The 26,099-nt window shown below is 71.6% G+C and carries 26 protein-coding genes and 1 tRNA gene; 16 read left to right on the forward strand and 11 right to left on the reverse strand.

What is annotated here, in order from left to right; all coding sequences use genetic code 11:
* Positions 1-144: 144 nt before the first annotated feature.
* Positions 145-1,023 carry a M23 family metallopeptidase gene (locus O2V63_RS03675; RefSeq protein ID WP_269166209.1) on the forward strand — a complete coding sequence of 293 codons (879 nt, stop codon included), beginning with the start codon at positions 145-147 and terminating at the stop codon, positions 1,021-1,023.
* Positions 1,024-1,095: 72 nt separating this feature from the next.
* Here the strand turns inward: O2V63_RS03675 and O2V63_RS03680 are convergent, their stop codons facing one another.
* From O2V63_RS03680 to O2V63_RS03695, 4 genes are read right to left on the reverse strand one after another with little or no spacing between them, the layout of a single operon-like run.
* Positions 1,096-1,578, reverse strand: coding sequence for a hypothetical protein (locus O2V63_RS03680; RefSeq protein ID WP_269166210.1), 483 nt, complete (start codon positions 1,576-1,578; stop codon positions 1,096-1,098).
* Positions 1,575-1,847, reverse strand: a complete 273-nt coding sequence (locus O2V63_RS03685) for a helix-turn-helix transcriptional regulator (RefSeq protein ID WP_269166211.1) — start codon at positions 1,845-1,847, stop codon at positions 1,575-1,577. Before O2V63_RS03685 ends, O2V63_RS03680 begins: the two co-directional genes overlap by 4 nt.
* 33 nt (positions 1,848-1,880) lie before the next feature.
* Complete coding sequence (locus tag O2V63_RS03690) at positions 1,881-2,585, reverse strand: response regulator (protein WP_269166212.1); 705 nt, start codon at positions 2,583-2,585, stop codon at positions 1,881-1,883.
* On the reverse strand, positions 2,582-5,104 hold the full coding sequence (locus tag O2V63_RS03695) for an ATP-binding protein (RefSeq protein ID WP_269166213.1): 2,523 nt from the start codon (positions 5,102-5,104) through the stop codon (positions 2,582-2,584). The genes O2V63_RS03690 and O2V63_RS03695 overlap by 4 nt, the downstream gene beginning before the upstream one ends.
* 93 nt (positions 5,105-5,197) lie before the next feature.
* Here O2V63_RS03695 and O2V63_RS03700 point away from each other — a divergent pair, with 93 nt between their 5' ends.
* The 7 genes from O2V63_RS03700 (at position 5,198) to O2V63_RS03725 (ending at position 11,061) form a co-directional block, all read left to right on the forward strand.
* Positions 5,198-5,632, forward strand: a complete 435-nt coding sequence (locus tag O2V63_RS03700) for a helix-turn-helix domain-containing protein (protein WP_269166214.1) — start codon at positions 5,198-5,200, stop codon at positions 5,630-5,632.
* A 10-nt stretch (positions 5,633-5,642) separates the two neighbouring features.
* Positions 5,643-6,065 carry a VOC family protein gene (locus O2V63_RS03705; RefSeq protein ID WP_269166215.1) on the forward strand — a complete coding sequence of 141 codons (423 nt, stop codon included), beginning with the start codon at positions 5,643-5,645 and terminating at the stop codon, positions 6,063-6,065.
* Positions 6,066-6,370: 305 nt separating this feature from the next.
* Positions 6,371-6,451 carry a K(+)-transporting ATPase subunit F gene (kdpF, locus tag O2V63_RS20775; protein ID WP_366139772.1) on the forward strand — a complete coding sequence of 27 codons (81 nt, stop codon included), beginning with the start codon at positions 6,371-6,373 and terminating at the stop codon, positions 6,449-6,451.
* Positions 6,451-8,148, forward strand: coding sequence for a potassium-transporting ATPase subunit KdpA (gene kdpA, locus O2V63_RS03710; protein ID WP_269166216.1), 1,698 nt, complete (start codon positions 6,451-6,453; stop codon positions 8,146-8,148). Before kdpF ends, kdpA begins: the two co-directional genes overlap by 1 nt.
* A 145-nt stretch (positions 8,149-8,293) precedes the next feature.
* Positions 8,294-10,264 carry a potassium-transporting ATPase subunit KdpB gene (kdpB, locus tag O2V63_RS03715; protein WP_269166217.1) on the forward strand — a complete coding sequence of 657 codons (1,971 nt, stop codon included), beginning with the start codon at positions 8,294-8,296 and terminating at the stop codon, positions 10,262-10,264.
* Positions 10,264-10,872 carry a potassium-transporting ATPase subunit KdpC gene (kdpC, locus tag O2V63_RS03720; RefSeq protein WP_269166218.1) on the forward strand — a complete coding sequence of 203 codons (609 nt, stop codon included), beginning with the start codon at positions 10,264-10,266 and terminating at the stop codon, positions 10,870-10,872. The genes kdpB and kdpC overlap by 1 nt, the downstream gene beginning before the upstream one ends.
* A 116-nt stretch (positions 10,873-10,988) precedes the next feature.
* Positions 10,989-11,061: transfer RNA gene (locus O2V63_RS03725), tRNA-Ala, on the forward strand.
* Positions 11,062-11,407: 346 nt separating this feature from the next.
* Here the strand turns inward: O2V63_RS03725 and O2V63_RS03730 are convergent.
* The 3 genes from O2V63_RS03730 to O2V63_RS03740 all read right to left on the reverse strand — a co-directional run bounded on the left by O2V63_RS03730 (position 11,408) and on the right by O2V63_RS03740 (position 13,736).
* The gene (locus O2V63_RS03730; RefSeq protein WP_269166219.1) at positions 11,408-11,707 is read right to left on the reverse strand and encodes a hypothetical protein; all 300 of its coding nucleotides are present in this window, start codon (positions 11,705-11,707) and stop codon (positions 11,408-11,410) included.
* Positions 11,708-11,815: 108 nt separating this feature from the next.
* A complete protein-coding gene (locus tag O2V63_RS03735) occupies positions 11,816-12,805 on the reverse strand; it encodes a DUF4238 domain-containing protein (RefSeq protein WP_269166220.1) in 990 nt (329 codons plus the stop codon).
* 118 nt (positions 12,806-12,923) lie between these two features.
* Positions 12,924-13,736 carry a hypothetical protein gene (locus O2V63_RS03740; protein WP_269166221.1) on the reverse strand — a complete coding sequence of 271 codons (813 nt, stop codon included), beginning with the start codon at positions 13,734-13,736 and terminating at the stop codon, positions 12,924-12,926.
* 510 nt (positions 13,737-14,246) lie between these two features.
* Here O2V63_RS03740 and O2V63_RS03745 point away from each other — a divergent pair.
* Together O2V63_RS03745 and O2V63_RS03750 are read left to right on the forward strand one after the other, a co-directional pair.
* Positions 14,247-14,645, forward strand: coding sequence for a TIGR02391 family protein (locus O2V63_RS03745; protein ID WP_269166222.1), 399 nt, complete (start codon positions 14,247-14,249; stop codon positions 14,643-14,645).
* Between the two features lie 412 nt (positions 14,646-15,057).
* Positions 15,058-15,882, forward strand: a complete 825-nt coding sequence (locus tag O2V63_RS03750) for a hypothetical protein (RefSeq protein ID WP_269166223.1) — start codon at positions 15,058-15,060, stop codon at positions 15,880-15,882.
* 6 nt (positions 15,883-15,888) lie between these two features.
* Here O2V63_RS03750 and O2V63_RS20780 read toward each other — a convergent pair whose 3' ends face one another.
* Positions 15,889-16,110, reverse strand: coding sequence for an Abi-alpha family protein (locus O2V63_RS20780; protein ID WP_442928983.1), 222 nt, complete (start codon positions 16,108-16,110; stop codon positions 15,889-15,891).
* Between the two features lie 698 nt (positions 16,111-16,808).
* Here O2V63_RS20780 and O2V63_RS03755 point away from each other — a divergent pair.
* Genes O2V63_RS03755 through O2V63_RS03765 form a run of 3 tightly spaced genes read left to right on the forward strand, consistent with a single transcriptional unit; the run spans position 16,809 to position 20,814 of the window.
* The gene (locus tag O2V63_RS03755) at positions 16,809-18,992 is read left to right on the forward strand and encodes an MMPL family transporter (RefSeq protein WP_269166224.1); all 2,184 of its coding nucleotides are present in this window, start codon (positions 16,809-16,811) and stop codon (positions 18,990-18,992) included.
* The gene (locus O2V63_RS03760; RefSeq protein ID WP_269166225.1) at positions 18,992-20,155 is read left to right on the forward strand and encodes a sensor histidine kinase; all 1,164 of its coding nucleotides are present in this window, start codon (positions 18,992-18,994) and stop codon (positions 20,153-20,155) included. The genes O2V63_RS03755 and O2V63_RS03760 overlap by 1 nt, the downstream gene beginning before the upstream one ends.
* Positions 20,152-20,814, forward strand: coding sequence for a response regulator (locus tag O2V63_RS03765; protein ID WP_269166226.1), 663 nt, complete (start codon positions 20,152-20,154; stop codon positions 20,812-20,814). The genes O2V63_RS03760 and O2V63_RS03765 overlap by 4 nt, the downstream gene beginning before the upstream one ends.
* Positions 20,815-20,857: 43 nt before the next feature.
* Here the strand turns inward: O2V63_RS03765 and O2V63_RS03770 are convergent, their stop codons facing one another.
* Positions 20,858-21,724: a helix-turn-helix domain-containing protein gene (locus O2V63_RS03770; protein WP_269166227.1), complete on the reverse strand. Its 867-nt coding sequence runs from the start codon at positions 21,722-21,724 to the stop codon at positions 20,858-20,860.
* A gap of 101 nt (positions 21,725-21,825) precedes the next feature.
* Here O2V63_RS03770 and O2V63_RS03775 point away from each other — a divergent pair, with 101 nt between their 5' ends.
* Positions 21,826-23,214, forward strand: a complete 1,389-nt coding sequence (locus tag O2V63_RS03775; protein ID WP_269166228.1) for an MFS transporter — start codon at positions 21,826-21,828, stop codon at positions 23,212-23,214.
* Between the two features lie 116 nt (positions 23,215-23,330).
* Here the strand turns inward: O2V63_RS03775 and O2V63_RS03780 are convergent, their stop codons facing one another.
* Positions 23,331-24,071 (reverse strand): alpha/beta fold hydrolase, encoded by a 741-nt coding sequence (locus O2V63_RS03780; protein WP_269166229.1) that lies wholly within the window; start codon positions 24,069-24,071, stop codon positions 23,331-23,333.
* 73 nt (positions 24,072-24,144) lie between these two features.
* Here O2V63_RS03780 and O2V63_RS03785 point away from each other — a divergent pair, with 73 nt between their 5' ends.
* A complete protein-coding gene (locus O2V63_RS03785; RefSeq protein ID WP_269166230.1) occupies positions 24,145-24,843 on the forward strand; it encodes a helix-turn-helix transcriptional regulator in 699 nt (232 codons plus the stop codon).
* Positions 24,844-24,887: 44 nt separating this feature from the next.
* Positions 24,888-25,676 carry an alpha/beta fold hydrolase gene (locus O2V63_RS03790; protein ID WP_269166231.1) on the forward strand — a complete coding sequence of 263 codons (789 nt, stop codon included), beginning with the start codon at positions 24,888-24,890 and terminating at the stop codon, positions 25,674-25,676.
* On the opposite strand, the gene O2V63_RS03795 is transcribed toward O2V63_RS03790, so the two are convergent.
* Entirely contained in the window at positions 25,666-26,034 is a 369-nt protein-coding gene (locus tag O2V63_RS03795) for a VOC family protein (protein WP_269166232.1), read from the reverse strand. The two genes, O2V63_RS03790 and O2V63_RS03795, sit on opposite strands and share 11 nt — an antisense overlap.
* Between the last annotated feature and the right edge of the window lie 65 nt (positions 26,035-26,099).

The raw sequence follows: 26,099 nt of genomic DNA on the forward strand, positions 1-26,099 counted from the left end.
TCGTGGGACCACTGTGACAGTGACTCGGCGTGTCCCCTCGAACACGCCGGGCAGCGAATTACAAGGCTGTCACTTGATGTTTGGATGTCTCGGACCGGGCCGGAACCGTAGGGGGTTGCCGGGGGTCCCAGGAGAGGCAGGCGCATGGGTTCGAGGCACGCCGGCACCACGGTCCGCTCCCGCGGACGTGAGGTCGCACCGTCCTCGGGTTCCCAGCCTTCGGTCTCGCCGTACTCCGGGTCCTCGCCGTCCGCGTCGTCGTCGTCCGGGTCCCCGTCGTCCGGGTCCTGGCCGGTCGCGCTCCCGGCTGCTCCGCGGGCGGTCGCCCGCCGGCGTCCGGCAGCGCTGCTCGCAGCGCTGGTCGTGGGGGCCACGGTCGCCCTGGTCGGCACCCAGGCGCTGCCCGCCGCCGACGCCCGCGAGTCGGTCGCGGTGGAAGAGCTGCTCGGCTCGGACGCCGAGGGGCTGCTGGAGACCGAGTTGACCCCGCAGCTGGCGATCACCGAGGTCGAGGCGCGCGCCCGGCTGGAGGAGGTCGCTGCCTCCCGCCAGGCACGGGACGAACGGGTGGCGCAGGAGCAGGCGGCTGCCGCCGAGGCCGCCGAGGCGGCTGCGGAGGCGGCCCGGCCGAAGGCCTCACCGCCGGTCAAGGGCGCTCGGTTGACCAGCTGCTTCTGCCCGCGCTGGGGCACCATGCACTGGGGCATCGACCTCGCCGCGCCGATGCTGACCCCGGAGTACGCGGTCGAGGACGGCGTCGTCCTCCGGGCCGGTGCGGCCAGCGGCTACGGCCTGGTGGTCTACATCCTGGGCGTGAGCGGCGACGTGACCGTCTACGGGCACATGGAGAAGATCACGGTCTCGGCCGGTGACGTGGTGAGCGCCGGCGACCAGATCGCCCTGCTGGGCAGCCGCGGCCAGTCGACCGGCCCGCACCTGCACTTCGAGGTCCACTCCGGCGGCGTGGACGGCAAGCGCGTCGATCCGGTCGCCTGGCTCCGCAACCGCGGCGTCGAGCTCTGATCGCCGAGCCCCGTCCCAGCCCGCTCAGCGGCCCGCGTCGGGCTCACTGAGAGGGAGGGGCGTGGGTTCCGCTCAGGCCCGCGAGGACCAGGCGGTCACCATCGTCGGCAGGACCAGGCCGACGTGGAAGGGCAGCAGGACGGCGGCGGTCAGGACGCCGGTGCCCGGTGTGCCCCACTCGAGGACCCGCCAGGCGACGACCGCGGCGAGCTCGAGGACCAGCAGGCCGAAGCCGATCCGGTAGGCGCGCGCGTAGGCCTCGCCGCGGAGTTGCCACTGGCGCTCGTCGAGGGCATCGGCGGGGAGCTCCTCGATGCCTCGGGTGCTCGCCTTCAGCATGCCCAGGCAGAACACGAACGCCACGATCACCAGGCTCAGCGGGATCAGCACGGCGACCGGGGACGCCTCGATGAACAGGAACAGGACGGCTTCCACGGTCAGCAGGCCACAGAGGGCGGCGACCAGCAGCCGGCGGGCGCGCAGCGTGCGGAAGCGCTCGAAGCGCGGGTCGTCGAGGCGCTCGGCGCGACGCTGGACACGGGTGGGGGTGCTCATGAGGGCTCCTTGGTGCCGTAGACCTGCTCGGACAGGGTGCGGAACGGGGTGAGGGAGAAGACCGCCTCCATCGGGAGGCCGAAGACCGCGGCCAGCCGCAGCGCGAGGGTGGCGCTGGGGCTGTACTCGCCGCGCTCGAGGTAGCCGATCGTCTGGTAGTGCACGCCGACGGCGTCGGCCAGTTCCTGGCGGGACATGCCGCGCTCGGTGCGCAGCAGGGTGAGCCGGTTGTACAGCTCCACCTCGTCGGACTGTTTGCGCGGTGCCATGTAGCAAAAGTACAACAAGAAGAGGTGGGCGCGCTACTGGCGCTGGCTCGCGCGGGCCGGCGGGTCCTTCAGGAAGCGGTAGCCCATGCCGGGCTCGGTGTGCAGATAGCGGGGGTGGGCGGGGTCCGGTTCGAGCTTGCGGCGCAGCTGGGCCAGGTAGACCCGCAGGTAGTTGGTCTCCCGCTCGTAGGCCGGCCCCCACACCGCCTGCAGCAGCTCCCGCTGGCCGACCAGCCGGCCGGGGTTGCGGACCAGCTCCGACAGCAGCGCCCACTCCGTCGGGGTCAGCCGCACCGGGACGCCGTCCACCGTCACCTGCTTGGCCGCCAGGTCGACGGTGAAGTGGTCGGTGACCACCTGCGCCTGCCCAGGCTCGGCGGTGCCCCGGCGCAGGGCCGCGCGCAGCCGGGCGAGCAGCTCGGCCATGTCGAAGGGCTTGGTCACGTAGTCGTCGGCGCCGGCGTCCAGCGCGGCCACCTTGTCGTGGCTGTCGGCGCGGGCGGAGAGGACCAGCACCGGCCCGGTGAACCAGGGCCGCAGCCCGGCGAGCACCTCGGTGCCGTCCAGGTCGGGCAGCCCCAGGTCGAGGACGACGACGTCCGGGTGCGCCGCGGCGGCCTGGCGCAGTGCGGTCGTGCCGTCGGGCGCGGTGACCACGTCGTAGCCGGCCGCGCGCAGGCTGATCCGCAGCGCGCGCAGCAGGTGCGGGTCGTCGTCCACGACCAGGACCCGGCTCACGGTGCCGACACCGCCTCCGGCGCAGAGGAGGGGACGGCGGCCACCGGCAGCGAGACCACCATGGTGAGCCCTCCGCCGGGGGTGTCCTCCGCGGTGAGCGTGCCGCCCATCGCCTCGGTCAGCCCGCGGGCGACGGCCAGCCCCAGGCCGATGCCCTGCCCGGCGGGGGCGTCGCCGAGCCGCTGGAACGGGGCGAACACCCGCTCCCGGTCCGCCGGCCGGACACCGGGACCCCGGTCGACGACCCGCAGCTCCACCCGGCCGGCGGCGGCACCGGCGCGCAGGTCGACCGGCCCGGACGACGCGTGCCGGGTGGCGTTGTCGGCGAGGTTGGCCACCACCCGCTCCAGCAGACCGGGGTCGGCGAGCACCGGCGGCAGGTCGGCGGGGGAGTGCACCACCACCCGGGCGCGCTGCGGCTCGTCCAGCCAGCTGAGCGCGGCGCCGAGCACCCCGGTCAGGTCGGCGGGGGCGACCACCGGGGTGAGCGCCCCGGACTGCAGCCGGCTCATGTCGAGCAGGTTGTCGACCAGCCCGGTCAATCGGTCGGCGGACTCGTCCACGGTGGCGACGAGCTCGTCCCGGTCCTCGTCGGTGAGCGCCAGGTCGGTCGAGCGCAGCGCGGACGAGGCGGCCTTGATCCCGGCCAGGGGGGTGCGCAGGTCGTGGCTGACCGCGGCCAGCAGGGCGGTGCGCATGCTGTTGCCGGCGGCGAGCCGGTCGGCCTCGGCGGCCTGCGCCGACAGCCGGCCCTGCTGCAGGGAGACCGCGGCCTGCTCGGCGAAGGAGAGCAGCACCCTGCGGTCGCCGGCCGGGAGGGCGCGGCCGCACAGCCGCAGGGTGAGCGTGTCGGTGACCGCGACGTCGTCGATCTGCTCGTCGTCGGCGTGCTCCCCGCAGGTGCCCACGGTGTGCTCGCGGCCTGCCTCCCGCTCGACCATGGTCACCGCGCGGAGGCCGAACGCCTCCCGGATCTGCTCCAGCAGGCTGGGCAACCCGCGGTCACCGGCGAGCACAGCGCGGGACAGCGAGGCGAGCATCGCCGTCTCCGCGCGGGAGCGGGCGGCCGAGGTGGCGCGGCGCGCGGACCGGTCCACGACGGCGGCCACCGCCACCGCCACGACGACCCCGCCGAACAGCGAGACGACGTCGTCGACCTGGCTGACGGTGAGCCGGCCGGTGGGGGCGGTGAAGAACCAGTTGGCCACCAGCCCGCCGGCGACCGCGGCGGCCAGCGCCGGCCACAGCCCGCCGACGATCGCGACCGCCATGACCAGCAGGACGAAGAGCAGGAGCACGCTGGCCAGGGACAGCGCCGCCTGGGCCGCGACGCAGGTGACGGCGAGGACCGGGACGCCGACCGCGGCCAGCAGCAGCCCCAGCCAGCGGCGCCGGGCGGTGAGCGCGCCCTGGCTGCGGGGCAGCCGCCACCCCTGGGACCCGGCGGCGGAGTGGGTGACGATGTGCACGTCGATCTCGCCGGAGCCGGCGATCACCCGCCCGCCGATGCCACCGCGCAGGGCCCGGGCCCACCGGGTGCGCCGGCTGGTGCCGATCACGAGCTGGGTGGCGTCGACCCCGCGGGCGAACTCCAGCAACGCCTCGGCGACGTCGTCCCCGACCACCTGGTGCCAGCTGCCGCCCAGGTTCTCCAGCAGGGCGCGCTGGGTGCGCAGCGCCTCGGGGGAGGCGCCGGTCAGGCCGTCGGGGCTGAGCACGTGCACGGCCAGCAGCACGCCGTTGCCGGTGCGGCGGGCGACCCGGGCCGCCCGGCGGATCAGCGTCTCGCCCTCCGGGTCGCCGGTCAGCGCGACGACGACCCGCTCGCGGGCCTCCCAGACGTGGTCGATGGCGTGGTCGGAGCGGTAGCGGCGCAGCCCCTCGTCGACCCGGTCGGCCAGCCAGAGCAGCGCCAGCTCGCGCAGCGCGGTCAGGTTGCCGACCCGGAAGTAGTTCCCCATCGCCGCGTCGACCCGCTCGGCCGGGTAGACGTTGCCGTGCGCCATCCGGCGGCGCAGCGCCTCGGGCGACATGTCGACCAGCTCGACCTGGTCCGCCCGGCGCACCACCTCGTCGGGCACCGTCTCCTGCTGCTCGACGCCGGTGATCTGCTCGACGACGTCGGTGAGGCTCTCCAGGTGCTGCACGTTGACCGTGCTGAGCACGCTGATCCCGGCGGCGAGCAGCTCCTCGACGTCCTGCCAGCGCTTGGGGTTCCGGGAGTCGGGGGCGTTGGTGTGCGCCAGTTCGTCGACGACGACGACCTCCGGGCGGCGGGCGAGGACGCCGTCCAGGTCGAGCTCGGTGAGGGTGACCCCGCGGTGGGTGACCTCCGCGTGCGGCAGCACCTCCAGGCCGTCGAGGGCAGCGGCGGTGCGCGGCCGGCCGTGCGTCTCCACCAGCCCGACGACGACGTCGCAGCCCCGCTCCGCCCGGCGGCGCGCCTCACCGAGGACGGCGAAGGTCTTCCCGACGCCGGGGGCGGCGCCCAGGTAGATGCGCAGCGTGCCGCGGGCCATGCCCCCATGATCGGCCCGCGCCGCCGCCGATCGCCGCAGCCGGGCGTCAGGATCGCGTCAAGACCACCCGGAGTGGGTGCCATGATCGCGGTCGTGAGCCGGGCGAGCGAGGACTCGAACCGGCGGATGCTGCGGGCCCGGGACGCGATGGACCGCTCGTACGCCGAGCCGCTCGACGTCCCGACCCTGGCCCGGGTCGCCTGCGTCTCCGAGGCGCACTTCATCCGCACCTTCCGAGCCACCTTCGGGGAGACGCCGCACCGCTACCTGCAGCGGCGCCGGGTGGAGCGGGCGATGTGGCTGTTGCGCAGCACCGAGGAGACGGTCACCGACATCTGCATGGCCGTCGGCTTCTCCAGCCTCGGCACGTTCAGCCGGGTGTTCACCGAGATCGTCGGGGAGCCGCCGAGCGTCTACCGCCGGCGCGGGCCGCTGGCGCCGGTGCCCAGCTGCTTCGGCATGCGCTGGCTGCGGCCCAGCACGGACACCGCAGTTTCGGAGAAGCCCGGGGACGACGCCCGCCCCTAGCGTCCTGACCATGTTGAACACCATCACGATCAGCCAGGTCTTCGTCCCCGACCAGGACGCCGCGCTCGACTTCTACGTCGGCAAGCTCGGCTTCGAGGTGCAGACGGACATGCAGTTCGGCCCGATGCGCTTCCTCACCGTCGCGCTGCCCACCGACCCCGGGCACGCCGTCCTGCTGGAGCGGCCGGGCCCGCCCGGCTACAGCGAGGAGATCGCCGCCCAGGTGCGCGACCTCATCTCCAAGGGCGCCGCCGGCGGGCACCTGTTCTTCAGCACCGACGACGCGCACAAGACCCACGCCGAGCTCAAGGAGCGGGGCGTGGAGATCCCCGAGGAGCCGGTCGTGCAGCCCTACGGCATCGACTTCGGCTTCCGCGACCCGTTCGGCAACCACGTCCGCGTCGCCCAGCTGACCCCGCCGCCGTCCGCCTGACGTCGCCGATGTGCGCTGACTGCGGGTTCCGCGGGTCGGGACCCGCAGTCAGCGCACATCGGCGGCTGCTCCCGGCCCTCGTCAGGACGGCGTCAAGGTCGCCGCCCGCCACCGTCAAGGACTCGTCAAGACACCCGTCAGCACCCCGGAGCGCTCCTAGCGTCCCCGCTCGGACGTGGACGACGACCGGTCGTCCGCCCGGATCGGGATGAAGGTGCTCACGACGTGACCGACGTGGTCTACGTGCTGCTCACGCTGGCGGTCTTCGGGCTGCTGGCCCTCGCGGTGCGGGGGGTGGAACGGCTGTGACCTGGGTTGCGCTCGCCGTGGCCGCCGGCCTGGTGCTCTACCTGCTGGGCAGCCTGCTGTTCCCGGAGCGGTTCTGATGAGCGCCGCTGCCGCCGGCTGGCTGCAGGCCGGCCTGCTCGTGCTCGCCCTGGCTCTCGTGCACCGCCCCCTGGGCGACTGGATGGCCCGCGCCTTCACCACCGACCCCGCCGAGGGGCCAAAATCGCGCTTTTGGCCCCAGGGGCACTGGCGGGTGGAGCGGCTGGTCTACCGGGCGGTGGGGGTGGACGCCGACGCCGAGCAGCGCTGGCCGACCTACCTGCGCAGCGTGCTGGCGTTCTCGCTGGTGTCGGTGCTGTTCCTCTACGGCCTGCAGCGGTTGCAGTCGCTGCTCCCGTTGGACAACGGCATGGCCGGGGTGGAGCCGGGCTCGGCCTGGAACACCGCGGTCAGCTTCGTGACCAACACGAACTGGCAGGGCTACAGCGGCGAGTCGACGATGGGCCACCTGGTCCAGATGGCCGGGCTGGCGGTGCAGAACTTCGTGTCGGCCGCCGTCGGCATCGCGGTGGCGGTCGCGCTGGTGCGCGGGTTCGCCCGCAGCGGCACCGACCGGCTGGGCAACTTCTGGGTCGACGTGACCCGGGCGATCACCCGGGTGCTGCTGCCGCTGGCCACCGTGGCCGCCGTCGTCCTGGTGCTCGGTGGCGTGGTGCAGAACCTGTCGTCCGGCACCGAGGCGACGACGCTGGCCGGGGCGACCCAGTTCCTGCCCGGCGGGCCGGTGGCCTCGCAGGAGGCCATCAAGGAGCTGGGCACCAACGGCGGCGGCTTCTACAACGCCAACTCCGCGCACCCGTTCGAGGGGCCGAGCGCCTGGGTCTCGCTGTTCCAGGTGTTCCTGCTGCTGGTCATCCCGTTCTCGCTGCCGCGCACCTTCGGCCGGATGGTCGGTGACCGCCGGCAGGGTCTGGCGATCGTCGGGGTGATGGCCGGCCTGGCCACCGCGTCACTGGCGCTGACCAACTGGGCGCAGGCCCGGGCCGGGGGAGCGGCGCTGCAGCTCGCGGGTGCCGCGACCGAGGGCCAGGAGGTCCGCTTCGGCGGGCCGCTGTCGGCCCTGTTCGGGACGGCGACGACGCTGACCTCCACCGGCGCGGTCAACTCGATGCACGACAGCTACACGCCCACCGGCGGCCTGCTGGTGATGGCGAACATGATGCTCGGCGAGGTCGCGCCCGGCGGGGTCGGCTCCGGGCTCTACGGGATGCTCGTGCTCGCCGTCGTCGCGGTGTTCGTCGCCGGGCTGATGGTCGGGCGCACCCCGGAGTACCTGGGCAAGAAGCTCGGCCGCCGGGAGATGACGCTCGCCTCGCTGTACGTGCTGGTCACCCCGGTGCTCGTGCTCACCGGGACGGCGGTCGCGGTCACCACCGACACCGGGCTCGGCTCGCTGCTGAACAGCGGGTCGCACGGGCTGTCGGAGGTGCTCTACGCCTTCACCTCGGCGTCGAACAACAACGGCTCGGCGTTCGCCGGGCTGAGCGCGAACACGCCGTTCTACAACACCGCCCTGGGCCTGGCGATGGCTTTCGGCCGCTTCCTGCCCATGGTGCTGGTGGTCGCGCTCGCCGGCCGGCTCGCGGCACAGGGCAGGGCGCCGGTGACCGCCGGGACGCTGCCCACCCACCAGCCGCTGTTCGTCGGCCTGCTGGGCGCCGTCGTCCTCGTCGTCGTCGGCCTCACGTACTTCCCGGCGCTCGCCCTGGGCCCGCTCGCCGAGGCCCTCGCATGACCGCTCCCCTCCCGGGGCCAAAGTCGCGATTTTGGCCCCTCCTCTCGACAGAAGGACTGTCATGACAACGGCGCTCGATCGTCGTCCCGTCTCCGCTGCACCCACCGAGCCGCGTCCCAGCGCGTCCATCGAGTGGGGCCCGGCTATGGCCGGCGCCGTCCGCAAGCTCGACCCGCGCGGGCTGGTGCGCCAGCCGGTGGTGTTCGTGGTGTGGGTCGGCTCGGTGTTCTCCACCGTGCTGGCGATCACCGACCCGTCGGTGTTCGGCTGGCTGATCGCCGGCTGGCTGTGGCTGACCGTGCTGTCCGCCAACGCCGCCGAGGCGGTGGCCGAGGGGCGGGGCAAGGCGCAGGCCGACACCCTGCGCAAGGCCCGGCAGACCACCGTGGCGTACCTGCTCGACGGATCCGAGGTGCCGGCCGCGGACCTGCGGCCGGGCATGCGGGTGGTCGTCGTCGCCGGGCAGGTGATCCCGGGGGACGGCGAGGTCGTCGAGGGGATCGCCAGCGTCGACGAGTCGGCGATCACGGGGGAGTCGGCGCCGGTGATCCGCGAGTCCGGCGGTGACCGCTCGGCGGTCACCGGGGGGACGACGGTGCTGAGCGACCGGATCGTCGTGGAGATCACCAGCAAGCCGGGGGAGACCTTCGTCGACCGGATGATCGCCCTGGTCGAGGGCGCCTCCCGGCAGCGGACGCCGAACGAGATCGCGCTGAACATCCTGCTCAGCTCGTTGACCATCGTGTTCCTGGTCGTGGTCATCACGCTGCAGCCGCTGGCGATCTACTCGGGTGCGGAGCAGTCGCTGACCACGCTGATCGCGCTGGTGGTCTGCCTGATCCCGACCACGATCGGCGCGCTGCTGTCGGCGATCGGCATCGCCGGCATGGACCGGCTGGTGCAGCGCAACGTGCTGGCGATGAGCGGCCGCGCGGTCGAGGCGGCCGGCGACGTGAACACCCTGCTGCTGGACAAGACCGGCACCATCACCCTCGGCAACCGGCAGGCGTCGGAGTTCGTCGCCGTCGGCGATTACTCGGACGACGAGGTCGCCGACGCCGCGCAGCTGGCCTCACTGGCGGACGAGACGCCGGAGGGCCGCAGCATCGTCGTCCTGGCCAAGGAGCGCTACGGCTTGCGCGGCCGGGACGACCTGCCCGGTGCGGAGTTTGTGCCGTTCACCGCGCAGACCCGGATGAGCGGCGTCGACCTGCCCGACGGCCGGCAGCTGCGCAAGGGCGCCGCGGGCGCGGTGCTCGCATGGGTGCGGTCGCTCGGCGGCTCGGTGCCGCCGGAGGTCGGGGACGTCGTCGACGGCATCTCCGCCGCCGGCGGGACGCCGCTGCTTTTGGCCTCCGCGTCGGCGGACGGTGCCCGGGTGCTCGGCGTCATCCACCTGAAGGACGTCGTCAAGGCGGGCATGGCCGAGCGCTTCGCCGAGCTGCGCCGGATGGGGATCCGCACGGTGATGATCACCGGCGACAACGAGCGGACGGCGCGGGCGATCGCCGCAGAGGCCGGCATTGACGACGTGCTGGCCGAGGCGACGCCGGAGGACAAGCTGGCGCTGATCCAGCGTGAGCAGTCCGGCGGCCGGCTGGTGGCGATGACCGGCGACGGGACGAACGACGCCCCGGCGCTGGCGCAGGCCGACGTCGGGGTGGCGATGAACACCGGGACGACCGCGGCCAAGGAGGCCGGCAACATGGTCGACCTGGACTCCGATCCGACGAAGCTGATCGAGATCGTGGAGATCGGCAAGCAGCTGCTGATCACGCGGGGGTCGCTGACCACGTTCTCCATCGCCAACGACCTGGCGAAGTACTTCGCGATCCTGCCGGCCATGTTCGCGGGTGTCTTCCCAGGGCTGGACGCGCTGAACGTGATGCGGCTGAGCTCGCCGGAGTCGGCGATCCTCTCGGCGGTCGTGTTCAACGCGCTGATCATCGTGGCGCTGGTGCCGCTGGCGCTGCGCGGCGTGAAGTACCGGCCGGCGTCCGCGTCGGCGATGTTGCGCCGCAACTTGGCTGTCTACGGCGTCGGCGGCGTGGTGTTGCCGTTCGTCGGGATCAAGCTCATCGACCTGCTCGTCTCTCTCATCCCCGGGATCGCGTGATGTCCGCTCTGCGCTCGGGCCGCCAACTGGTGGCCGCTGTTCGTGCCCTGCTCGTCGCCACCGTGGTGCTCGGGCTGGCGTACCCGCTGGTGATGACGGGCGTCGCCCAGGTGATCGCGCCGGCTCGCGCCGACGGGTCGCTGGTGTCGGTGGACGGCTCCGTGGTCGGGTCGTCGTTGATCGGCCAGACGTTCACCGACGAGGACGGCGCCCCGCTGCCGGAGTACTTCCAGTCGCGGCCGTCGGCGTCGGACTACGACGGGGCGGCGTCGGGCGGGTCGAACCTGGGGCCGAACTCCGAGGAGCTGGTCGCCGCGGTGGGGGAGCGGCGGGCTGACGTGGCCGCCTTTAACGGGGTTCCGGAGTCCGAGGTGCCGGCCGACGCGGTGACGGCGTCCGGGTCGGGGCTCGACCCGGACATCTCACCGGAGTACGCGGCTGTGCAGGTGCGCCGGGTGGCCGAGGCGTGCGGAGTGCCGGTGGACGACGTTCAGGCGCTGGTGGACGAGCACACGGACCGGCGGGACCTAGGCTTCATTGGGGCGCCGCACGTGCGGGTCCTCGAGCTCAACCTGGCCCTCGACGAGCGCTTCGGCGACGAGGGCTGAGAGCTGTCCACCAGCACTGGACACGACACCCAGTGCTGGTGGACCCCCTCACCGAGACCCCTTCGGTGGGCATGTATCGTTCTCCACGGCTCGGACACACCAGACCGGGTCGGCAAGGGGCTGTGGCGCAGCTGGTAGCGCACCACACTGGCAGTGTGGGGGTCAGGGGTTCGAGTCCCCTCAGCTCCACCCGGAAGCGACGAAGGGCCCGACAGCGACTGCTGTTGGGTCCTTTGTCTGTTTGCTTTACGGATGCCGGAGTAAGCCGTCGCGCCGGCCCTACTGACCGACACGCGGCAGGGTGATCGAGCTGCCGATCACAGCCTGAAGCAGACGTTCCGCCAGCCCGCAGGTAGGCGGGACCGAAGGACTAGGGAGCCTCGCCAGTTCCAGCAGCAGCGGGGTGGTCGAGCAGCTTGAGCTCGCTCATCCCGAGGTCCTGGCGGACAGCGTTCCGGTACCGGTGTACAGCCTCCTGCGGGTAGTTCGGCACGGGCAGCGGGGACGCCTCGACCATCGCCACCCGGTGCACGTCCTAGTAGACGTGCACGATTTGGAATCCAGGCGTCGTTGAACGGCTCCAGCACCTCTGGGGGGCGAACAGCCAGACAACCTGGTAGGCGCGGCGGGCCTCGTGGTAGGCCGGGCTGGTCAGTTTCAACGCTTCGCTGGCAGCTCCGGCAGCGCGGGCGACGGCGAATGCCAACTGTGTGTTCGTCTCCGGCAAGGGGTCGTGGGCTCGGCGGTTGTTGGCGGCGACCGCGTCAAGCAGCAGCCGGAAGAAGTCGTCCAGCGCGGTGAAGCATGGTGACGTAGTGATCGCGGCGGGTGTCATCGTGCCGGTTCCGGTGGTCGAGTCGGTAGGAGATGTAGCCGCACATCGCGTTGATCACCGCGCGACCAAGCGCGGAGCCGACGAGTGCGGCCCAGAACGGCGTGGTCGTCACTCTGGCTCGGCGACAGGGCGGGGCAGCCCAGAAGGCCGCCCCTGCTGCTTGGCGTGCGCCTCGATCAAGGCATCGATGTGTGACGGGCTAACGCGGATCTCGGGACCCGATGGCGCTGGCAGCGTGAAACCTGCCAGCGGGTCGTCGTCCGGGTGATGAAGCAACATCTGTCGGGCGTTGCGGATGGTGATGTCGTTGTAGAGCTGTGCCGCGTCACCAGTGCCGACCCGTACGCCCTCCTCGATGCCCAGCGGGTTGCCGAGCTGACCAAGCATGAGCGCGACTCGGCGTGAGAGCGGGATGAAGATGTGCTCCGCCGACCCGAAGCCGACGCCGTCCCGAGCGGCGTGCGGGCCGGGCACCAGGGCGACCGGGGTATCGCTGGTAGCGAGCGCCTGGTCCTCGAATCGTGTGACCGTCCACGGGCGGCCGAGGGCCAGATTGGTCATGTCAACGAGGTTGGCCGCGATGCTCGTCAGATGGCCCTGTGGGTCGACGGCGAAGCTATCGGCGGTCGCCAGCATCTCGGCCCGGAGTCCTTCGACCTCCGCGTCGGACGTTGTGGGAGGGAGCCCCAATCGGCTCCGGATCTGGGCTGTGGTGGACGTTCCAACCGCGAGTCGCTCGGTCGCCCGGACGATGTCCTCCCACGCCCGACGAGCGGCCTGCGTCCGGAGGGTCTGTGCCGCGATCCACTGGCAGATCAGGACCCGGTCCTCGTCGGTCGGGACGAGCCCTTGGTCGACTACCCGCTTGAAGGCCCCTTCGGAGTCGCCTTCAAGCTGAGAGAGGGCGTTCTCGTAAGCGTCTTCTTCCAGGTCAGGCAGTTCCGTGCTGTAGAAGTGCTTCTGCACCGTGGCGTCGTTGAGAGAGATCAGGTGGCGCTGTTCCGTCAAGCGGACGCAGGCGAGCTGCTCGTCCTTGGCGAACCGGCGCAGATACGCCTTGTTGACCAGGTGGTGACGGGCCGGGGGCTTCTGAGGCACGCGTTCATCGTGACCCACGGCACCGACACTTCCTCGCGGCGGCGGGGCGACGCAGGGACCCGCACCGGCCCGGCGCCGTGCTGGCCGAGGCGCTAGACGGCCCGGCCGAGGTCATCACCTACGCCTGATACTCCGGGTCGATCCACGGTCGGGCGGCGAGGGCTGCGGCCTGGTACATGCGGCCCAGCTCGGAGAACAGCAGGTCGCGGCCCTTGTGGTCGCGGAACACGATGGCGAGTGGCCAGTTGAGCTTGACCTGGAACAGGTTGGGGACGGGGCCGAGGAAGCGGTACCGGGTGGCCTCGTCTCCGGGAGCGAGCAGCGTGCTCCGAGGAGGTGTCCAGACGATCTCCGCCTGCGTGGTCGCGGGGATGACCTCCAGGATCTCCTGGTCGGCATCCGGGGCGGTGTAGGCGATCGAGGCGTGGAGCATTTGGTGCTTGTCGGCGTTGTTCACCCGGGCCACCAGGGCGAGCGGATGGCGAGCAGGATCGTCGGCGTGGAACGGCTGGACATCGCGGATCAGGTCGAAGTCCTCGCGCTTGATGTGGGCCAGCGGGCCCCCCTCTGGCCAGGGCGCGGCGACTGAGCTTGCCCACTGGTTGGCGTGCGGGCTGTACGGGAACTTGTGGTCGCTCGTGAGGGTGCCGTTGTTGCGCATGACCAACACGGTGATGAGGTTGTCCAACGCGCTCCTGGCGTTGTGCGCGAACTCGCCGAGCATGATGCTCATCGCGGGGTGCGGCTCCGCCGTCGGCCAGTAGTAGGACGAGAACGTGCCGTCAGCGTTGGCCACGGGGCGGCCCTCGGTCGGGGAGGTCAGGACTCGCTCGATCTCCGCCAGCAATCCCTCATAGAGCACCCGGGCCCGGACGAGCTTGTGGGCCACGCCCAGGAGGACGTCGTCGGGGTCGATCCTGTGCGTCGTCACGTACCGACCATCCTGGCCACCCGGGCAGGAGGGCCGGAGGCTCGCCGGTGAGCGCTAGACGGGGCTTCAGGCCTTGAGCGCGGCGACCTGGGCGTCCAGGTTGGCGGACTCGAGGGCGCTGGCCATCCTCGACGGGTGCCTCGTACCCTCGGGCCTTCGGCCGTCAGGTGACTTCCGCCGGCGGCGGTTGCAGCCAGGAGGATGACGCGTGGCTCGGCTGAAGACCGAGTGGGCGTTGGGTCAGCTAGAGAGGTTCCTGACTCTCGCTACGCTGCGGCGGCCCCCGTCGAGGCCCGGCGTCGTGAACCTCTCGCCGCGCATGTACACCCAAGGCCCGGAGGCGCCGATCTTCGAGCAGGCCGAGGTGGTGGAGGCGATTCTTGACCTGGTCATGCCTGACTGGCGGACCGGGGTGCCGTCTGAGGACAACGCCACCATCAACCGGGTGGTGGATGAAGCACCGAGAGGCCGCGCAGCGAGCCCAAGGCATCCTTCCGCCGTCAAGAGGAGGTGCGGGCCAACCTGGGCGACGACGCCCCGGACCTGTTGGCCGCGAGCATGCACTCCTGGGTCAGGGATGGGGCACGTTCTCTGTGGAGCACCGCGCACCACCGGGACGCCGTCGGCGCGGCGGCTCGGCGAGTCAACGCCGAGGTGCAGAACGCCGAGGTGCAGAACAAGGTGGCGCGGCGGGACCTCTCCGAGGGCAAGCTCTTCCAGTCGGTCTTCTCACCTAACCCGGGCAGCGCGACCGAGCCCCGGCTCCGCATCATCGCCGACGACGGCGGGGCTACTTACAAGAATGTCCACCGTGGTGCGCTGATGATGGCGGACGGCTGGTTCGCTGCGGTGCGGAACCCGGTGGCCAACGACGTGAGCGAGCTAGGTGAGAACGAGGCCCTGGAGTAGCTCGCTGCACTGAGCATGCTCGCGCGGTGGGCGGACTCCGCCACGATCGAGCGCTGAGGAGCGGCTCCCCGCCACTGGGGCGCTACGTGCTGGCTCAGACCCTACGTGCGGTGGCCTGGGCGTCCAGTTCGGCAGTGGTGAGCATCTGGCGGACGGTGGAGGTATGCCAGACGGTCTTGCCCTCGCGGCGCTTGCCGTCCTTGGCGGCGGCTGCGACCAGCTAAGTGAAGGGGTCCGGTGTGGCCAGCATGCGGCCCCAAGTCGTTCGGGTAGGTATGCAGCGACGCAACGATCTTGCGCGGGGACCGTTGACGTTGGCCTCCCGCACCGTGGCCGCCCACGGGGAGGGAGGCCACGGTGTGGGGACCTGCCTCTACAGGCGCATGCTGGCCGCCCGATCTAGCGTGTGACCGTGTCAAACAGGAAGCGGCGCGCGTCGCCGGATGACGACGAGACCATGACAATCCATGCGAGTGAGTGGCGTTCTCTCGCCCTTCCGCAGCCGCTGCGATTCTCTCCGCCCTACGCCGATCGAGCAGCCAACCCCCGGGGCTACGCTTATTGGTGGCAACTCTTTCGCCTGGTTTTCGACCTGCCGGACCCGAACCGCTTTCCGCCGCTCGGTGACTTCGGCGACGAAGAGCGGGCCGTGCTTGAACGCTATGTTGACGTGTGTGAGGAGTTGGCTGAGTCGACAGTGCTTAGCCACGACGGCGGAATCGCCGTCCACGTCGACCAGGGACAAGAGCGTGTCGAAGTTGATTTCCCGCCAAAGGAATCGATACGAGGGACGGCAGTCTTGTTCCGGCAGCTAGCCAGCGCCGAGGAAGAAGCGAGTTACAGCAAGGTTCGCAAGGTCATCGGTCGCCACATCTACGAGCTTGATGACGACCGGCGGGACGAGAGGAAAGAGTGGCAAGCCCGGTGGAACGGTGCTCACGGTCAGCTGCAGGCTCGTCTCCTGATCGCCATGGCGGATCGTGAGGTGATTCGACGGCAAGGGGGGCACGCGACTGTCCCTGTCGTGGGGGAAGAGGTCAAGCCGCAGGAAATCTTGTCGCTGTTCCAGTATGGGGACCTGATCCATTGGGGCAAGCACGCAAGTGCTCTGAAGACTCTCGCGGGTGACGACTTTGCCTACAACAGGGCGCTGTACGATTACATATCTGTGGTGATTCAGCTAAGTCACTTCTACTTGGGGTACTCGCTCCTCGTGGCGCGCGCTCTTCGACGGTAGCTGTACCTAGGGGGCGACCGTCGCGGCAAAAGCTTTCCCGAACGTCGTGGGGGCGATAATTCCGTTCTCACTAGTCACCTGGACGTCCTCCGTCTCATGTACCTGCCGCAGCTTCAGCATCTCAGGCCGGCTGTTGACCCAGGCGTACACGTCCGGTGCGGTCATAAACTCCATGTACGACACGGTCACTAGGCCGAGACGGGTCCAGTTGTCGATGTACGCCGGCATCTGGGGGTCGGGGACAGGCTCGCCGGACGTCCCGTCAAGAGCGAAAGGGCTTAAGGTCGAAACAGAGCGATGGCACAGGTGGAGGCGAGTCGGAATTGCCTAGCGAGCCAAAGCAGCCAACTTGGCTCCTTACCTTGCAATCCTGGCCTTATTCACGCTCATGTCAGGCTTCGGCGGGGCCGCAGGCGCCGCAACGGTGATCGACTCCCTCGCCGGTCCGGATGTTCCTGCCGAGTCCTGCCAGAAGTACTGGGATGAGATTTGCGACCTGAAGGAGGATGGCTTGAAGGCGTTTGCGCTTCTTCAAGATCCAGACTTGGAGGAGCGATGCGGGGACGCCTCGGACGTCGCGCATAGCTGGGCCTAGGCGCTCTGACGCAGCCGCTCGACCGCCGGTGTCGCCTAGACGCCTTCGGGGTGCCGCCCACGGTATAGGCCCACCCTTCGGCGGCGGTCAGGAGGGCGCGCAACGCTGACTGTCGCGAGTAATCGTCGCTCGCACGAAGCGGGCGACGGTGTTGGAGGCGTTCGGCAATCAACTCGCTCGTGCACGGCCTCCTGCGGTAGCTCGGCGCGGGCATCGGCGGGTGGGCTACTGAGAACGCCGTAGACAGAGCCTGCGTCTGCACGACGCCGAGGCCCCTGCCTGGACGAAACGCTGCTCGGGACAACCACCACGACAACTGGGGTGTACCGACATGGCAGGTCTGCTCGATCGTCTCGGCCGCTTCTCCTTCCGCCGGCGGTGGTCGGTCGCTGTGCTCTGGCTGCTCGTCCTCGCCGGGGCGGTGACGGCCGCCGTCACGTCCGAGGGCCCGGTGAACACCCGGGCGACCATCCCGGGCATCGAGTCGCAGGACGCCTTCGACCTCCTCGCGGAGCGCTTCCCGGACACCCCCTCGGACGGCGCGTCGGCGACCCTCGTCTTCGTCGCCCCGGACGGCGGGTCGCTGGATGCTCCGGCGAACCAGGCGGCCGTCGAGGCGGCCCTGGCCACCGTCGCCGACAGCCCGCAGGTGATGCGGATCGTGCCGCCCGCGGCGGGCGCGAGCATCAGCGCCGACGGCACGACCGGCTTCGCGTCGGTGAGCTACGACGTGCCGTCGGCCGAGGTGACCGACGAGTCGCGCGCCCTGCTGGAAGAAGCAGTGGAGCAGGCGCGGGACGACGGGCTGACCGCGGAGATGCGCGGCTCGGCGCTGAAGAGCCCCACCAGCATGAGCGCCACCGAGCTGATCGGGGTCGCGATCGCGGCCCTGGTCCTGCTGCTGACCTTCGGGTCGCTGGTGGCCGCGGGGCTGCCGCTGCTCACCGCGATCATCGGGGTGGCCATCTCGTTCCTCGGCGTCTGGGCAGTGGCCGGCCCGCTGGGCATGGCGATCACGAGCGGGATGCTCGCGCTGATGCTGGGGCTGGCGGTCGGCATCGACTACGCGATGTTCGTCGTCTCCCGGTACCAGGAGGAACGGCTCAGCCAGGACGACGCCCAGACGGCGGCCGGTCGCGCGGTCGGCACCGCGGGGTCCGCGGTTGTCTTCGCCGGGACGACGGTGGTGATCGCGCTCGCCGGGCTGCTCGTGGTCGGCATCCCGTCGCTGACCAAGATGGGGCTGGCCGCCGCCGGCGCCGTCGTCGTGGCCGTGCTGGTCGCGCTGACCCTGGTCCCCGCGCTGCTGGGCATGTTCCCGAACCGGGTCCGGTCGCGGTCGCAGCGGCGGGGCGGGAGCACGAACCCCCGCGTCCCGGTGGCCCGCACGTGGATGCGGATGGTCCGGCGCCGGCCGCTGCTGGTCACGGTGGCCGGGGTCGCGGTGCTCGCCGCGGTCGCCGTCCCGGCGCTGTCGTTGCAGCTGGGCACCCCCGGCGACGCCTCGCTGCCGACCACGGCCACCGAGCGCCGGGCCTACGACCTGCGGGCCGAGGCGTTCGGTCCCGGTTCCAACGGTCCGCTGACCGTGGTGGTCGACGCCACCGGGGCGAGCGACCCGGAGACCGCGGTGACGGCCGTCGCAGACGACCTCGCAGCGACCGACGGCGTGGCCTCGGTGTCGACCCCGACCTTCAACGAGCAGGGGGACACGGCGATCCTCACCACCGTCCCCACCACCGGGCCGACCGACGAGCGCACCGAGGCGCTGGTGGAGTCGCTGCGCGACGCCCGCCCGGCCGTGGAACGCGACCAGGGCGTGACCTACGAGATCACCGGGACCACGGCGCTGGACATCGACATGGCGCAGAAGACCCAGTCGGCCCTGGTGCCCTACGTCGCGCTCGTCGTCGGTCTGGCGGTGCTGCTCCTGCTGGTGGTCTTCCGCTCGATCTGGGTGCCCATCAAGGCCGCGGTCGGCTTCCTGCTCTCGCTCTTTGCCTCGATCGGGGTGATCGTCGCGGTCTTCCAGTGGGGCTGGGCGGGTGATCTGCTCGGTGTCGAGCAGACTGGCCCGGTCATGAGCCTGATGCCGATCCTGCTGGTGGGGATCGTGTTCGGGCTGGCCATGGACTACGAGGTGTTCCTGGTGTCGCGGATGCGGGAGGCGCACGTGCACGGTGTGCCGGCCCGCCAGGCGGTCGGCACCGGCTTCGCGCAGAGCTCGAAGGTCGTGGTCGCCGCCGCGGTGATCATGATCGCGGTGTTCGGCGGGTTTGCGGCGGCCTCCGAACCGCTGATCAAGATGGTCGGTCTCGGGCTCGCCGCGGCGGTCTTCTTCGACGCCTTCATCGTCCGACTGACGCTGGTGCCCGCCGTCCTGCAGCTCCTCGGGGAGCGGGCGTGGTGGCTGCCGCGCTGGCTCGACCGGCTGCTGCCGAACGTCGACGTGGAGGGTGCGTCGCTGGCTCACGCACCGGCTCGGACGCCGGACCTGGCGCTGAGCGGGCGCTGATGAGCACCGGCCGGATCGGGGTGCGGGATGCGGCGGCCGCGCTCGTCGCGTTCCTCTTCGCCGCCCTCGGTGCCAGCATCGGCACCCAGGGGATCGTCGGTCCGGCCGTGCTCGTCCCCGGCGTGCTGCTCAGCCTGGTCGCCAGCGGCGCGCTGTTCACCGCGCCCCGGTGGCCGCGCGCCGCGACGGCCGTGGCGATCTGCTGCGAGACCGCCGCCTGCGCGCTCGGCTACCTGCCGACGCCGTTGCTGCTGGCCCCGCTGATCGGCTGCCTGTACTGGCTCGCGGTCGTCGGGTCCGTGCGGGCGGTCGCCTGGTGGACCGGGGCCGCGGTGGCCGCGGTCATCCTCGGCGGCCTGATCGACACCCCCACCGGCGGCTCGCTGGTGCTGCGCACCGTCGGCGTCGCGCTGTGGCTGCTGCCGGCGGTCTTCGCCGGCCGGACGACGCAGGCCCACCGCTCCTACCTCGACGTCGTCCGGGCCCGCGCCGAGGACGCCGAGCGCAGCCGGGACGACGAGATCCGGCACCGGGTGGGCGAGGAACGCCTGCGCATCGCCCGCGAACTGCACGACGTCGTCGCCCACCACCTCACGGTGGCCCACGCGCAGGCCGGCACCGCCGAGCACCTCCTGGACAAGCGTCCCGAGCAGGCACGGGAGCTGCTGGCCGGGCTCAGCGTCTCCACGTCGGCGGCGCTCCAGGAGCTCAAGGCGACCGTGGCGGTGCTGCGCACTTCCGACGACGACCCGCCGGTGGACGCCGTGCCGGCACCGGGGCTCGATCAGCTCGACGAGCTGGTCGAGCCCTGCCGGGCCGCCGGGATCGAGGTCACGGTGCTCCGCGAGGGGTCGATCGAGTGCCTGCCCCGGCTGGTCGACGTCACCGCGTACCGGGTCGTCCAGGAGGCGCTGACCAACGTCACCAAGCACGCGGTCCGGCCGTCCGTGACGATCACCGTGCGCCGCACCGAGGACACCTTCTGCGTCCAGGTGGTGAACACCGGCGTCCGGCCCGGTCCGGTGGGATCGGGCTACGGGCTGATCGGGATGCGCGAGCGCGCGCTCGCCCTGGGCGGGACGGTGGTGGCCGGCCCGGCGGGGGAGGACCGGTACGCCGTCACCCTCGCCGTCCCGCTGACGCACTGGGAGGGACCCCGATGATCCGGGTGCTGCTGGCCGACGACCAGGCGCTGTTGCGCTCGACGTTCCGCATGCTGATCGACTCCGAGGACGACCTGACGGTCGTCGCCGAGGCCGCCAACGGCGCGGAGGCGGTCGAGCTCGCCCGTGAGCACCGTCCCGACCTGGTGCTGATGGACATCCGGATGCCGGTCCTGGACGGGCTCGCCGCCACCCGAGAGATCTGCGCCGCCCCCGACCTGACGGGTACGCGGGTGCTGATCCTGACCACCTTCGAGTCCGACGAGCACGTGGCGCACGCGCTCCGGGCCGGGGCGAGCGGCTTCCTGGGCAAGGACGTCACGCCCGCCGAGCTGCTCGCCGGGATCCGGACCGTCGTGGACGGGGAGTCGCTGCTCTCGCCGGTGGCCACCCGGGTGCTGGTGAACCGCTTCCTCGCCAGCCCGGACGGCATCGGCGACCTGCCGCGCGGACTGCTCCCGCGGCTGACCGACCGCGAGCGCGAGATCACCGGCCTGGCCGCGCACGGCCTGTCCAACCAGGAGATCGCCGACCGGCTGGTCGTGAGCCCCCTGACCGTGCGCACGCACGTGCACCGGGCCATGACAAAGCTGGGCGCCCGCGACCGGGCCCAGCTCGTCGTCATCGCCTACCAGGAGGGGCTGGTCCGAGCGCCCTGACCGGCTTCCGCACCACCGGTGGAGCCGCGCGCCCGGGATCGAGTCATGGAGCGTTGTGCAGCACTCCGGCCTGGGGTGCCGGCCAGCTGCGGCGGAGCAGGTCCAGGGCTGCGGCGGACGGCGTCCCGGGCGCAGCGGTGTAGAGCAGCACGCGGTGGCCGGCGTCGTCGGGTGGGGTGAGCACCTCGAATGCCACCTCCAGCTCGCCGACCTCCGGATGCCTCAGCTGCTTGGTGCCGGACACACAGTTCGCCACCGGGTGCCGGGCCCACAGCTGGGCGAACTCCGCGCTCTGCACGGTCAGCTCGCCCACCAGCCGGGTCAGCTCCTCGTCGTCCGGCGACCTTCCGGCGAGCACCCGCAGCGACGACACCGCCCGCTGCGCCTCGTCGTCCCACCGCTCGTACAGCTCGCGGGTGTGCGCGTCGAGGAACAGCAGCCGGGTCATGTTCGGCCGCTCGGCCGGGCGGTGCGGTGAGTCGAACGGCAGGTGCCCGGCCACCAGCCGGTGCCCGAGTGGGTTCCAGCCGAGCACCTCGCTGCGCCGGCCCAGGACCACCGCCGGGGTGTCCGGCATCGACTCGATCAGCCGCAGCATCCCGGGGCGGATCGCGTCCGGGCGCGTCCGGGCACGGCGGCGCGTGGGGGTGCGGGCCAGGGTGCGCAGGTGTGCCTGCTCGTCGGGCGTCAGCTCCAGCGCCCGGGCCAGCGCGTCGAGCACCGCCTCCGACGCGTTGGCGCTGAGCCCCTGCTCCAACCGCGCGTAGTACGTGGCGCTCACCCCGGCCAGCATGGCCAGCTCCTCGCGCCGCAGCCCGGGCACCCGCCGCGCGCCGTAGCCGCGCAGTCCGACGTCCGCCGGCTGCAACGCCGCCCGGCGCACGCGCAGGAACTCCCCGAGCTCGGTCATGGGCTCATCCTGCCGCCGGCCGCAACGCCCAGCCTGTCCCTGCCAGTGACAGGCAGACGGGGGTGTGGTTGCCGGGCGGGTGTCAGCGCAGCGTCGCCGGGGTGACCACCATCGCCCCACCGACCCGGCAGCGCGCCGCCCTCGCCGTGCTGCTCACCGCGAGCTTCACCCTCGCCGTCGACTTCTCCATCCTCAACGTCGCCCTGCCCACCATCGGCGCGGACGTCGGCTTCCGCCTCGCCGACCTGCAGTGGATCGCCACCGCCTTCGCGCTCTGCGCCGCCGGGCTCACCCTGCTCATGGGCCGGGTCGCCGACCTCGCCGGACGGCGGCGGATGTTCCTGCTCGGCATGGCCCTGCTCGGCGCCGGCTCCCTGCTCGGCGGGCTGGCGACCACACCGGCGGTGCTGCTCACCGCCCGGGTCGCCCAGGGCGTCGCCACCGCGATCGTCGTCCCGGCCGCGCTGGCGCTGCTGCTCGGCACGTTCCCCGAAGGCCCGGCTCGCGACCGGGCGCTCGGGCTCAACGGTGCGCTGATGGCCGCCGGGTTCACCAGCGGCGCCGTCCTCGGCGGGCTGCTGACCGACCTGCTCAGCTGGCGGTGGGCCTTCTTCCTCAACGTCCCGGTCGCCGTGGTCGTGCTGATCGTCGCGCCGCGGGTTCTCGCCGAGCGTCCGGCCGAACAGCGGACCCGGCTCGACGTGCCCGGTGCGGCGACCGTGACGCTCGGGCTGCTCGCGCTGGTCTTCGGGCTGACCCGCGCCGCGTCGCACGGCTGGACCGACGGCCTGACGCTGCTCGCCTTCGCCGTTGCAGTGGTGCTGCTGGTCGCCTTCGTCGCCGTCGAGCGGGGGACGGCGTTCCCCCTGGTGCCGCTGTCGGTGCTCCGCCGGCGCAGCGTCGCCATCGGCAACGTGGCCGGTGCGCTCGCCTTCGTCACCGAGACGTCGCTGGTCTTCCTGCTCACCCTGTACCTGCAGGAGGTGCTCGGCTACAGCCCGCTCGGCGCCGGGCTGTCCTTCGCCGTCCTCGGGCTCGGCACCGTGGCCGGCGGGCTGCTCGGGCCCCGGGTGATCGGCCGGTTCGGCAACCGGACGGCGATCGTCGGCGGCTTCGTCGTCCAGGCCGTGGCGACGCTGTCGCTGGTGTTCGTCTCCGCGGACGCGGATTCGATCTGGCTGGTGCTGGCCGCCACCTTCGTCGGTGGAGTCGCCAACCTCGTCGTCATCGTCGGGTTCATGGTCACCGCGACGTCGGGGCTGCCGGAGACCGAGCAGGGCCTGGCCACCGGGCTGACCACGATGAGCCAGCAGATCGGCATCACCCTCGGGACGCCGGTCATGAGCGCCGTCGTCACCGCGGTGGTGCTCGGTGGTTCCGGGGTGCTCGACGGCGTGACGACGGCGATCGCGGTCAACGGCGCGCTGTGCCTGCTCGGCGCGGCGGTCGTGGCGGCGCGCCTCGGCGGGCGGTCGGCGCCTCGCCGGTGACCACTACCTGGGCGATGGCGTGGCGTGCGGGCGGCATCGGCGTGAGGCATGTGTCCTTGCGGGGACGGAAGGGGGTCAGCCGCACACGGCTGACCCCCTTCGAGGAAGCTCGCGCTTCAGCTGACCCGGGAAGCTGCAGAGTGGATCGCGTTCGCGAGGTCGCGAGGTCGGCTCCACATGGGCCAGTGCCCGGTGGGGAGGTCGATGACGTCGAGCTGCTCGAGGTTGGCGACCTCGGCGAACATGGGGTGTCCTGCGCGGGCCAGCTCCAGCAGCTGCGCGCTCGGGATCGAGCAGCACACGATCGTGGTCGCGACACTCAGGCGTGCATCGTTCGTGAGCTCCACGGGCTGACGGAGCACGGGACCGGGCTCAGGGACAGCCCTGGCCCGAAAGCGCTCGAGGACCTCCGGGCTCAGGCCCTCGAGGCTGGCCTGCTCCCCGAGGACGTCGAAGGGCGGCAGTGGCAGCTCTTGCAGTGCTTCCGGCACGTCCGGAGCGAAGACACCCCCTGGAACCACCGGCCCGGAGTCGACCCACACCACCCGGTGGACGAGCTCAGGGTGCCGGTCCAGCACGAGACTGACCGGGGCGTTGGCCCCACTGTGAGCGACCAGAACCGCCGGCTGGTCCTCGCAGACCCCGGCCCGGGCCATGGTCTGCTCGATCGCCGCTGCTTGATCGTCGAGGGTCTTGGACGAACGCTCGGGGTCCTGCTCGTCCAGCCCGGGGAGCGTCATCGGGATCGCATGCCAGTTGTCGGCTGTCAGGTGTTCCAGCACCTCATCCCATGCCCAGGCGCCCAGCCAGTGGCCGGCGATCAGGATGGTGGTCGGGCTGCTCGTCGTTGTCGCCATGCCCCGATGCTCCTAGGCCGTCTGGACAGCTGTATGTCACGATTTATGTCATGAATGCCGCCGAGTTCGGACAGTGAAGCGAGCGGAACGGCTCCACGCACTGTCCGAGATGCTGCGCCGCAACGGCGCGCGAGGATGCACCGCCGAGCGGCTGGCGACCGAGTTCGACGTGTCCGTGCGAACGGTCAAGAGAGACCTCGCTGCGCTGGAGAACAGCGGCGCGCCGATCTGGTCACGTCCCGGACCCGGCGGTGGCTACGGACTGACCACAGGCGGGTCCCTGCCGCCCGTCAGTCTCTCTCCGGCCCAGGCGGTGGCGCTCCTGGCGGCTGTCTCCGCTGCACCCGACGCCCCCTACGGCGATCTGGCCTCAGCTGCGGTCCAGAAGATCGTGGATGTCCTCGACCCCAGGACCCGAGCGAAGGCCGACGAGCTGGCACGCCGCGTCTGGGTCAACGCGCCACCATCCAGATCGCGCGCTGTCACGTCAGCGCTCGAGGCGGCGATGGCCGAGCAACGAGTGATCCGGATCCGCTACACCTCGAGCGACGGCACCACGACCACCCGCGATGTCGAACCCGTGTTGTTCGCCTCCACGAACGGCCAGTGGCACCTGATCGGCTGGTGCCGGCTGCGCAACGCCATGCGGTGGTTCACCGTGTCCCGCATCGAGCAGGCCAGCACAACCACGATCGCCTGCGGCAGCCACACGATCGACGAGGTCGGGACACCCCCAGCGAACGCCAGACCCGTACACGGCCCCAGCGACTGATCTGTTCGATCAACGTGTCCGGTCAGGACGACTAGCGTGCCGGCATGGACAGCCAGGTCGACGGGATCTCGGTCCACCACGTCGAGCACGGGACCGGCCCGCCACTCGTCGCGCTGCACGGTGCCGGTGTCGACCACCGCGAGATCGAGGCGGCGGTCGAGGCCGTCGTCCCGGATGTCGGGCTGCGTCGCCTGTACCCGGACCTGCCCGGGATGGGGCGCTCGACGGCCGACGGGCTGACGAGCAACGACGACGTCGTCACGCTGCTCGCCGGCTTCATCGAACGGCTGGCCGGCGAGCCGGTGTTGCTGCTCGGGCACTCCTACGGCGCCTACCTGGCCCGGGGTCTGACGGCCCGCCGTCCGGACCTCGTGCGCGGCCTCGCGCTGGTGTGCCCGCTCGGCGAGCGGACCGGACAGGTCCCCGAGCACGAGGTGGTCCGTCAGGACGACGACGCCCATGACCAGCTGGCGCCGGAGCAGCGGGCGGGGTTCGACGAGTACTTCGTGGTCAGGACCCGGACGACCGCTCGCCGCTACCGCGACCACGTCGTCCCCGGCACGACGCTGGTCGACGAAGCCGCGTTGGAGCGGGTCTTCGCGGGGTGGTCGATCGACCTGGGCGCGGGCGGCTACGACGGGCCCACGCTCATCGTCGCCGGCCGCCGCGACTCCACGGTCGGGTGTGCGGACGCGGTCGGCCTGCTCGGCCAGCACCCGAACGCCACCCTCGCGGTCGTCGAGGGCGCCGGCCACGCGCTGGTGCACGAGCGGCCCGAGGTGTTCGGCGCACTGCTCCGCGAGTGGATCAACCGCGCCCGCCTCAGTCCCTGATGGGGCACTGCAGGTTGATCGGGTTGCCGTCCGGGTCGCTCACGTGGGCCACCCGCATGCCCCACGCCATGTCCGTCGGCCCCCCGGTGACCGCGCCGCCGTGCGAGCGCACGGAGTCCAGGAGCGCGTCGACGTCGGGGACGTCGATCCCCAGCAGGGTCCGGTTGCCGGCGGGCGGCTCGGCTTCACGGACGAGCCCCAACACCGAGTCACCGATGCGCAGGCTGAGGAAGAACGGCGGGTCGCCGTCGTCCTCCGGTGGGGTCCGCTCGACCACCTGCGCGCCCAGGGCGCCGACGTAGAAGTCCCTCAGGCTCTCCGGGTCGGCGGTGAGGATCATGGGCAGGATCGTGGGCATGGGGTCTCCTACGGGGTCGGTCGCCTCGCAGCACTGACTCCGGGACGACGGGGAAGTCATCGGCT

The sequence above is a fragment of the Modestobacter sp. VKM Ac-2977 genome (assembly GCF_026968045.1).
Lineage (GTDB): Bacteria > Actinomycetota > Actinomycetes > Mycobacteriales > Geodermatophilaceae > Modestobacter.

Coding starts and splice junctions, on each gene's coding strand:
- O2V63_RS03755 (WP_269166224.1), top strand. CDS start 16,809: ATGGCAGGTCTGCTCGATCGTCTCGGCCGCTTCTCCTTCCGCCGGCGG.
- O2V63_RS03705 (WP_269166215.1), top strand. CDS start 5,643: ATGTTGAACACCATCACGATCAGCCAGGTCTTCGTCCCCGACCAGGAC.
- O2V63_RS03680 (WP_269166210.1), bottom strand. CDS start 1,578: ATGAGCACCCCCACCCGTGTCCAGCGTCGCGCCGAGCGCCTCGACGAC.
- O2V63_RS03790 (WP_269166231.1), top strand. CDS start 24,888: ATGGACAGCCAGGTCGACGGGATCTCGGTCCACCACGTCGAGCACGGG.
- O2V63_RS03675 (WP_269166209.1), top strand. CDS start 145: ATGGGTTCGAGGCACGCCGGCACCACGGTCCGCTCCCGCGGACGTGAG.
- O2V63_RS03780 (WP_269166229.1), bottom strand. CDS start 24,071: ATGGCGACAACGACGAGCAGCCCGACCACCATCCTGATCGCCGGCCAC.
- O2V63_RS03765 (WP_269166226.1), top strand. CDS start 20,152: ATGATCCGGGTGCTGCTGGCCGACGACCAGGCGCTGTTGCGCTCGACG.
- O2V63_RS03795 (WP_269166232.1), bottom strand. CDS start 26,034: ATGCCCACGATCCTGCCCATGATCCTCACCGCCGACCCGGAGAGCCTG.
- O2V63_RS03770 (WP_269166227.1), bottom strand. CDS start 21,724: ATGACCGAGCTCGGGGAGTTCCTGCGCGTGCGCCGGGCGGCGTTGCAG.
- kdpA (WP_269166216.1), top strand. CDS start 6,451: ATGAGCGCCGCTGCCGCCGGCTGGCTGCAGGCCGGCCTGCTCGTGCTC.
- O2V63_RS03685 (WP_269166211.1), bottom strand. CDS start 1,847: ATGGCACCGCGCAAACAGTCCGACGAGGTGGAGCTGTACAACCGGCTC.
- O2V63_RS20780 (WP_442928983.1), bottom strand. CDS start 16,110: ATGCCGGCGTACATCGACAACTGGACCCGTCTCGGCCTAGTGACCGTG.
- kdpC (WP_269166218.1), top strand. CDS start 10,264: ATGTCCGCTCTGCGCTCGGGCCGCCAACTGGTGGCCGCTGTTCGTGCC.
- O2V63_RS03760 (WP_269166225.1), top strand. CDS start 18,992: ATGAGCACCGGCCGGATCGGGGTGCGGGATGCGGCGGCCGCGCTCGTC.
- kdpB (WP_269166217.1), top strand. CDS start 8,294: ATGGCCGGCGCCGTCCGCAAGCTCGACCCGCGCGGGCTGGTGCGCCAG.
- O2V63_RS03730 (WP_269166219.1), bottom strand. CDS start 11,707: ATGACACCCGCCGCGATCACTACGTCACCATGCTTCACCGCGCTGGAC.
- O2V63_RS03695 (WP_269166213.1), bottom strand. CDS start 5,104: ATGGCCCGCGGCACGCTGCGCATCTACCTGGGCGCCGCCCCCGGCGTC.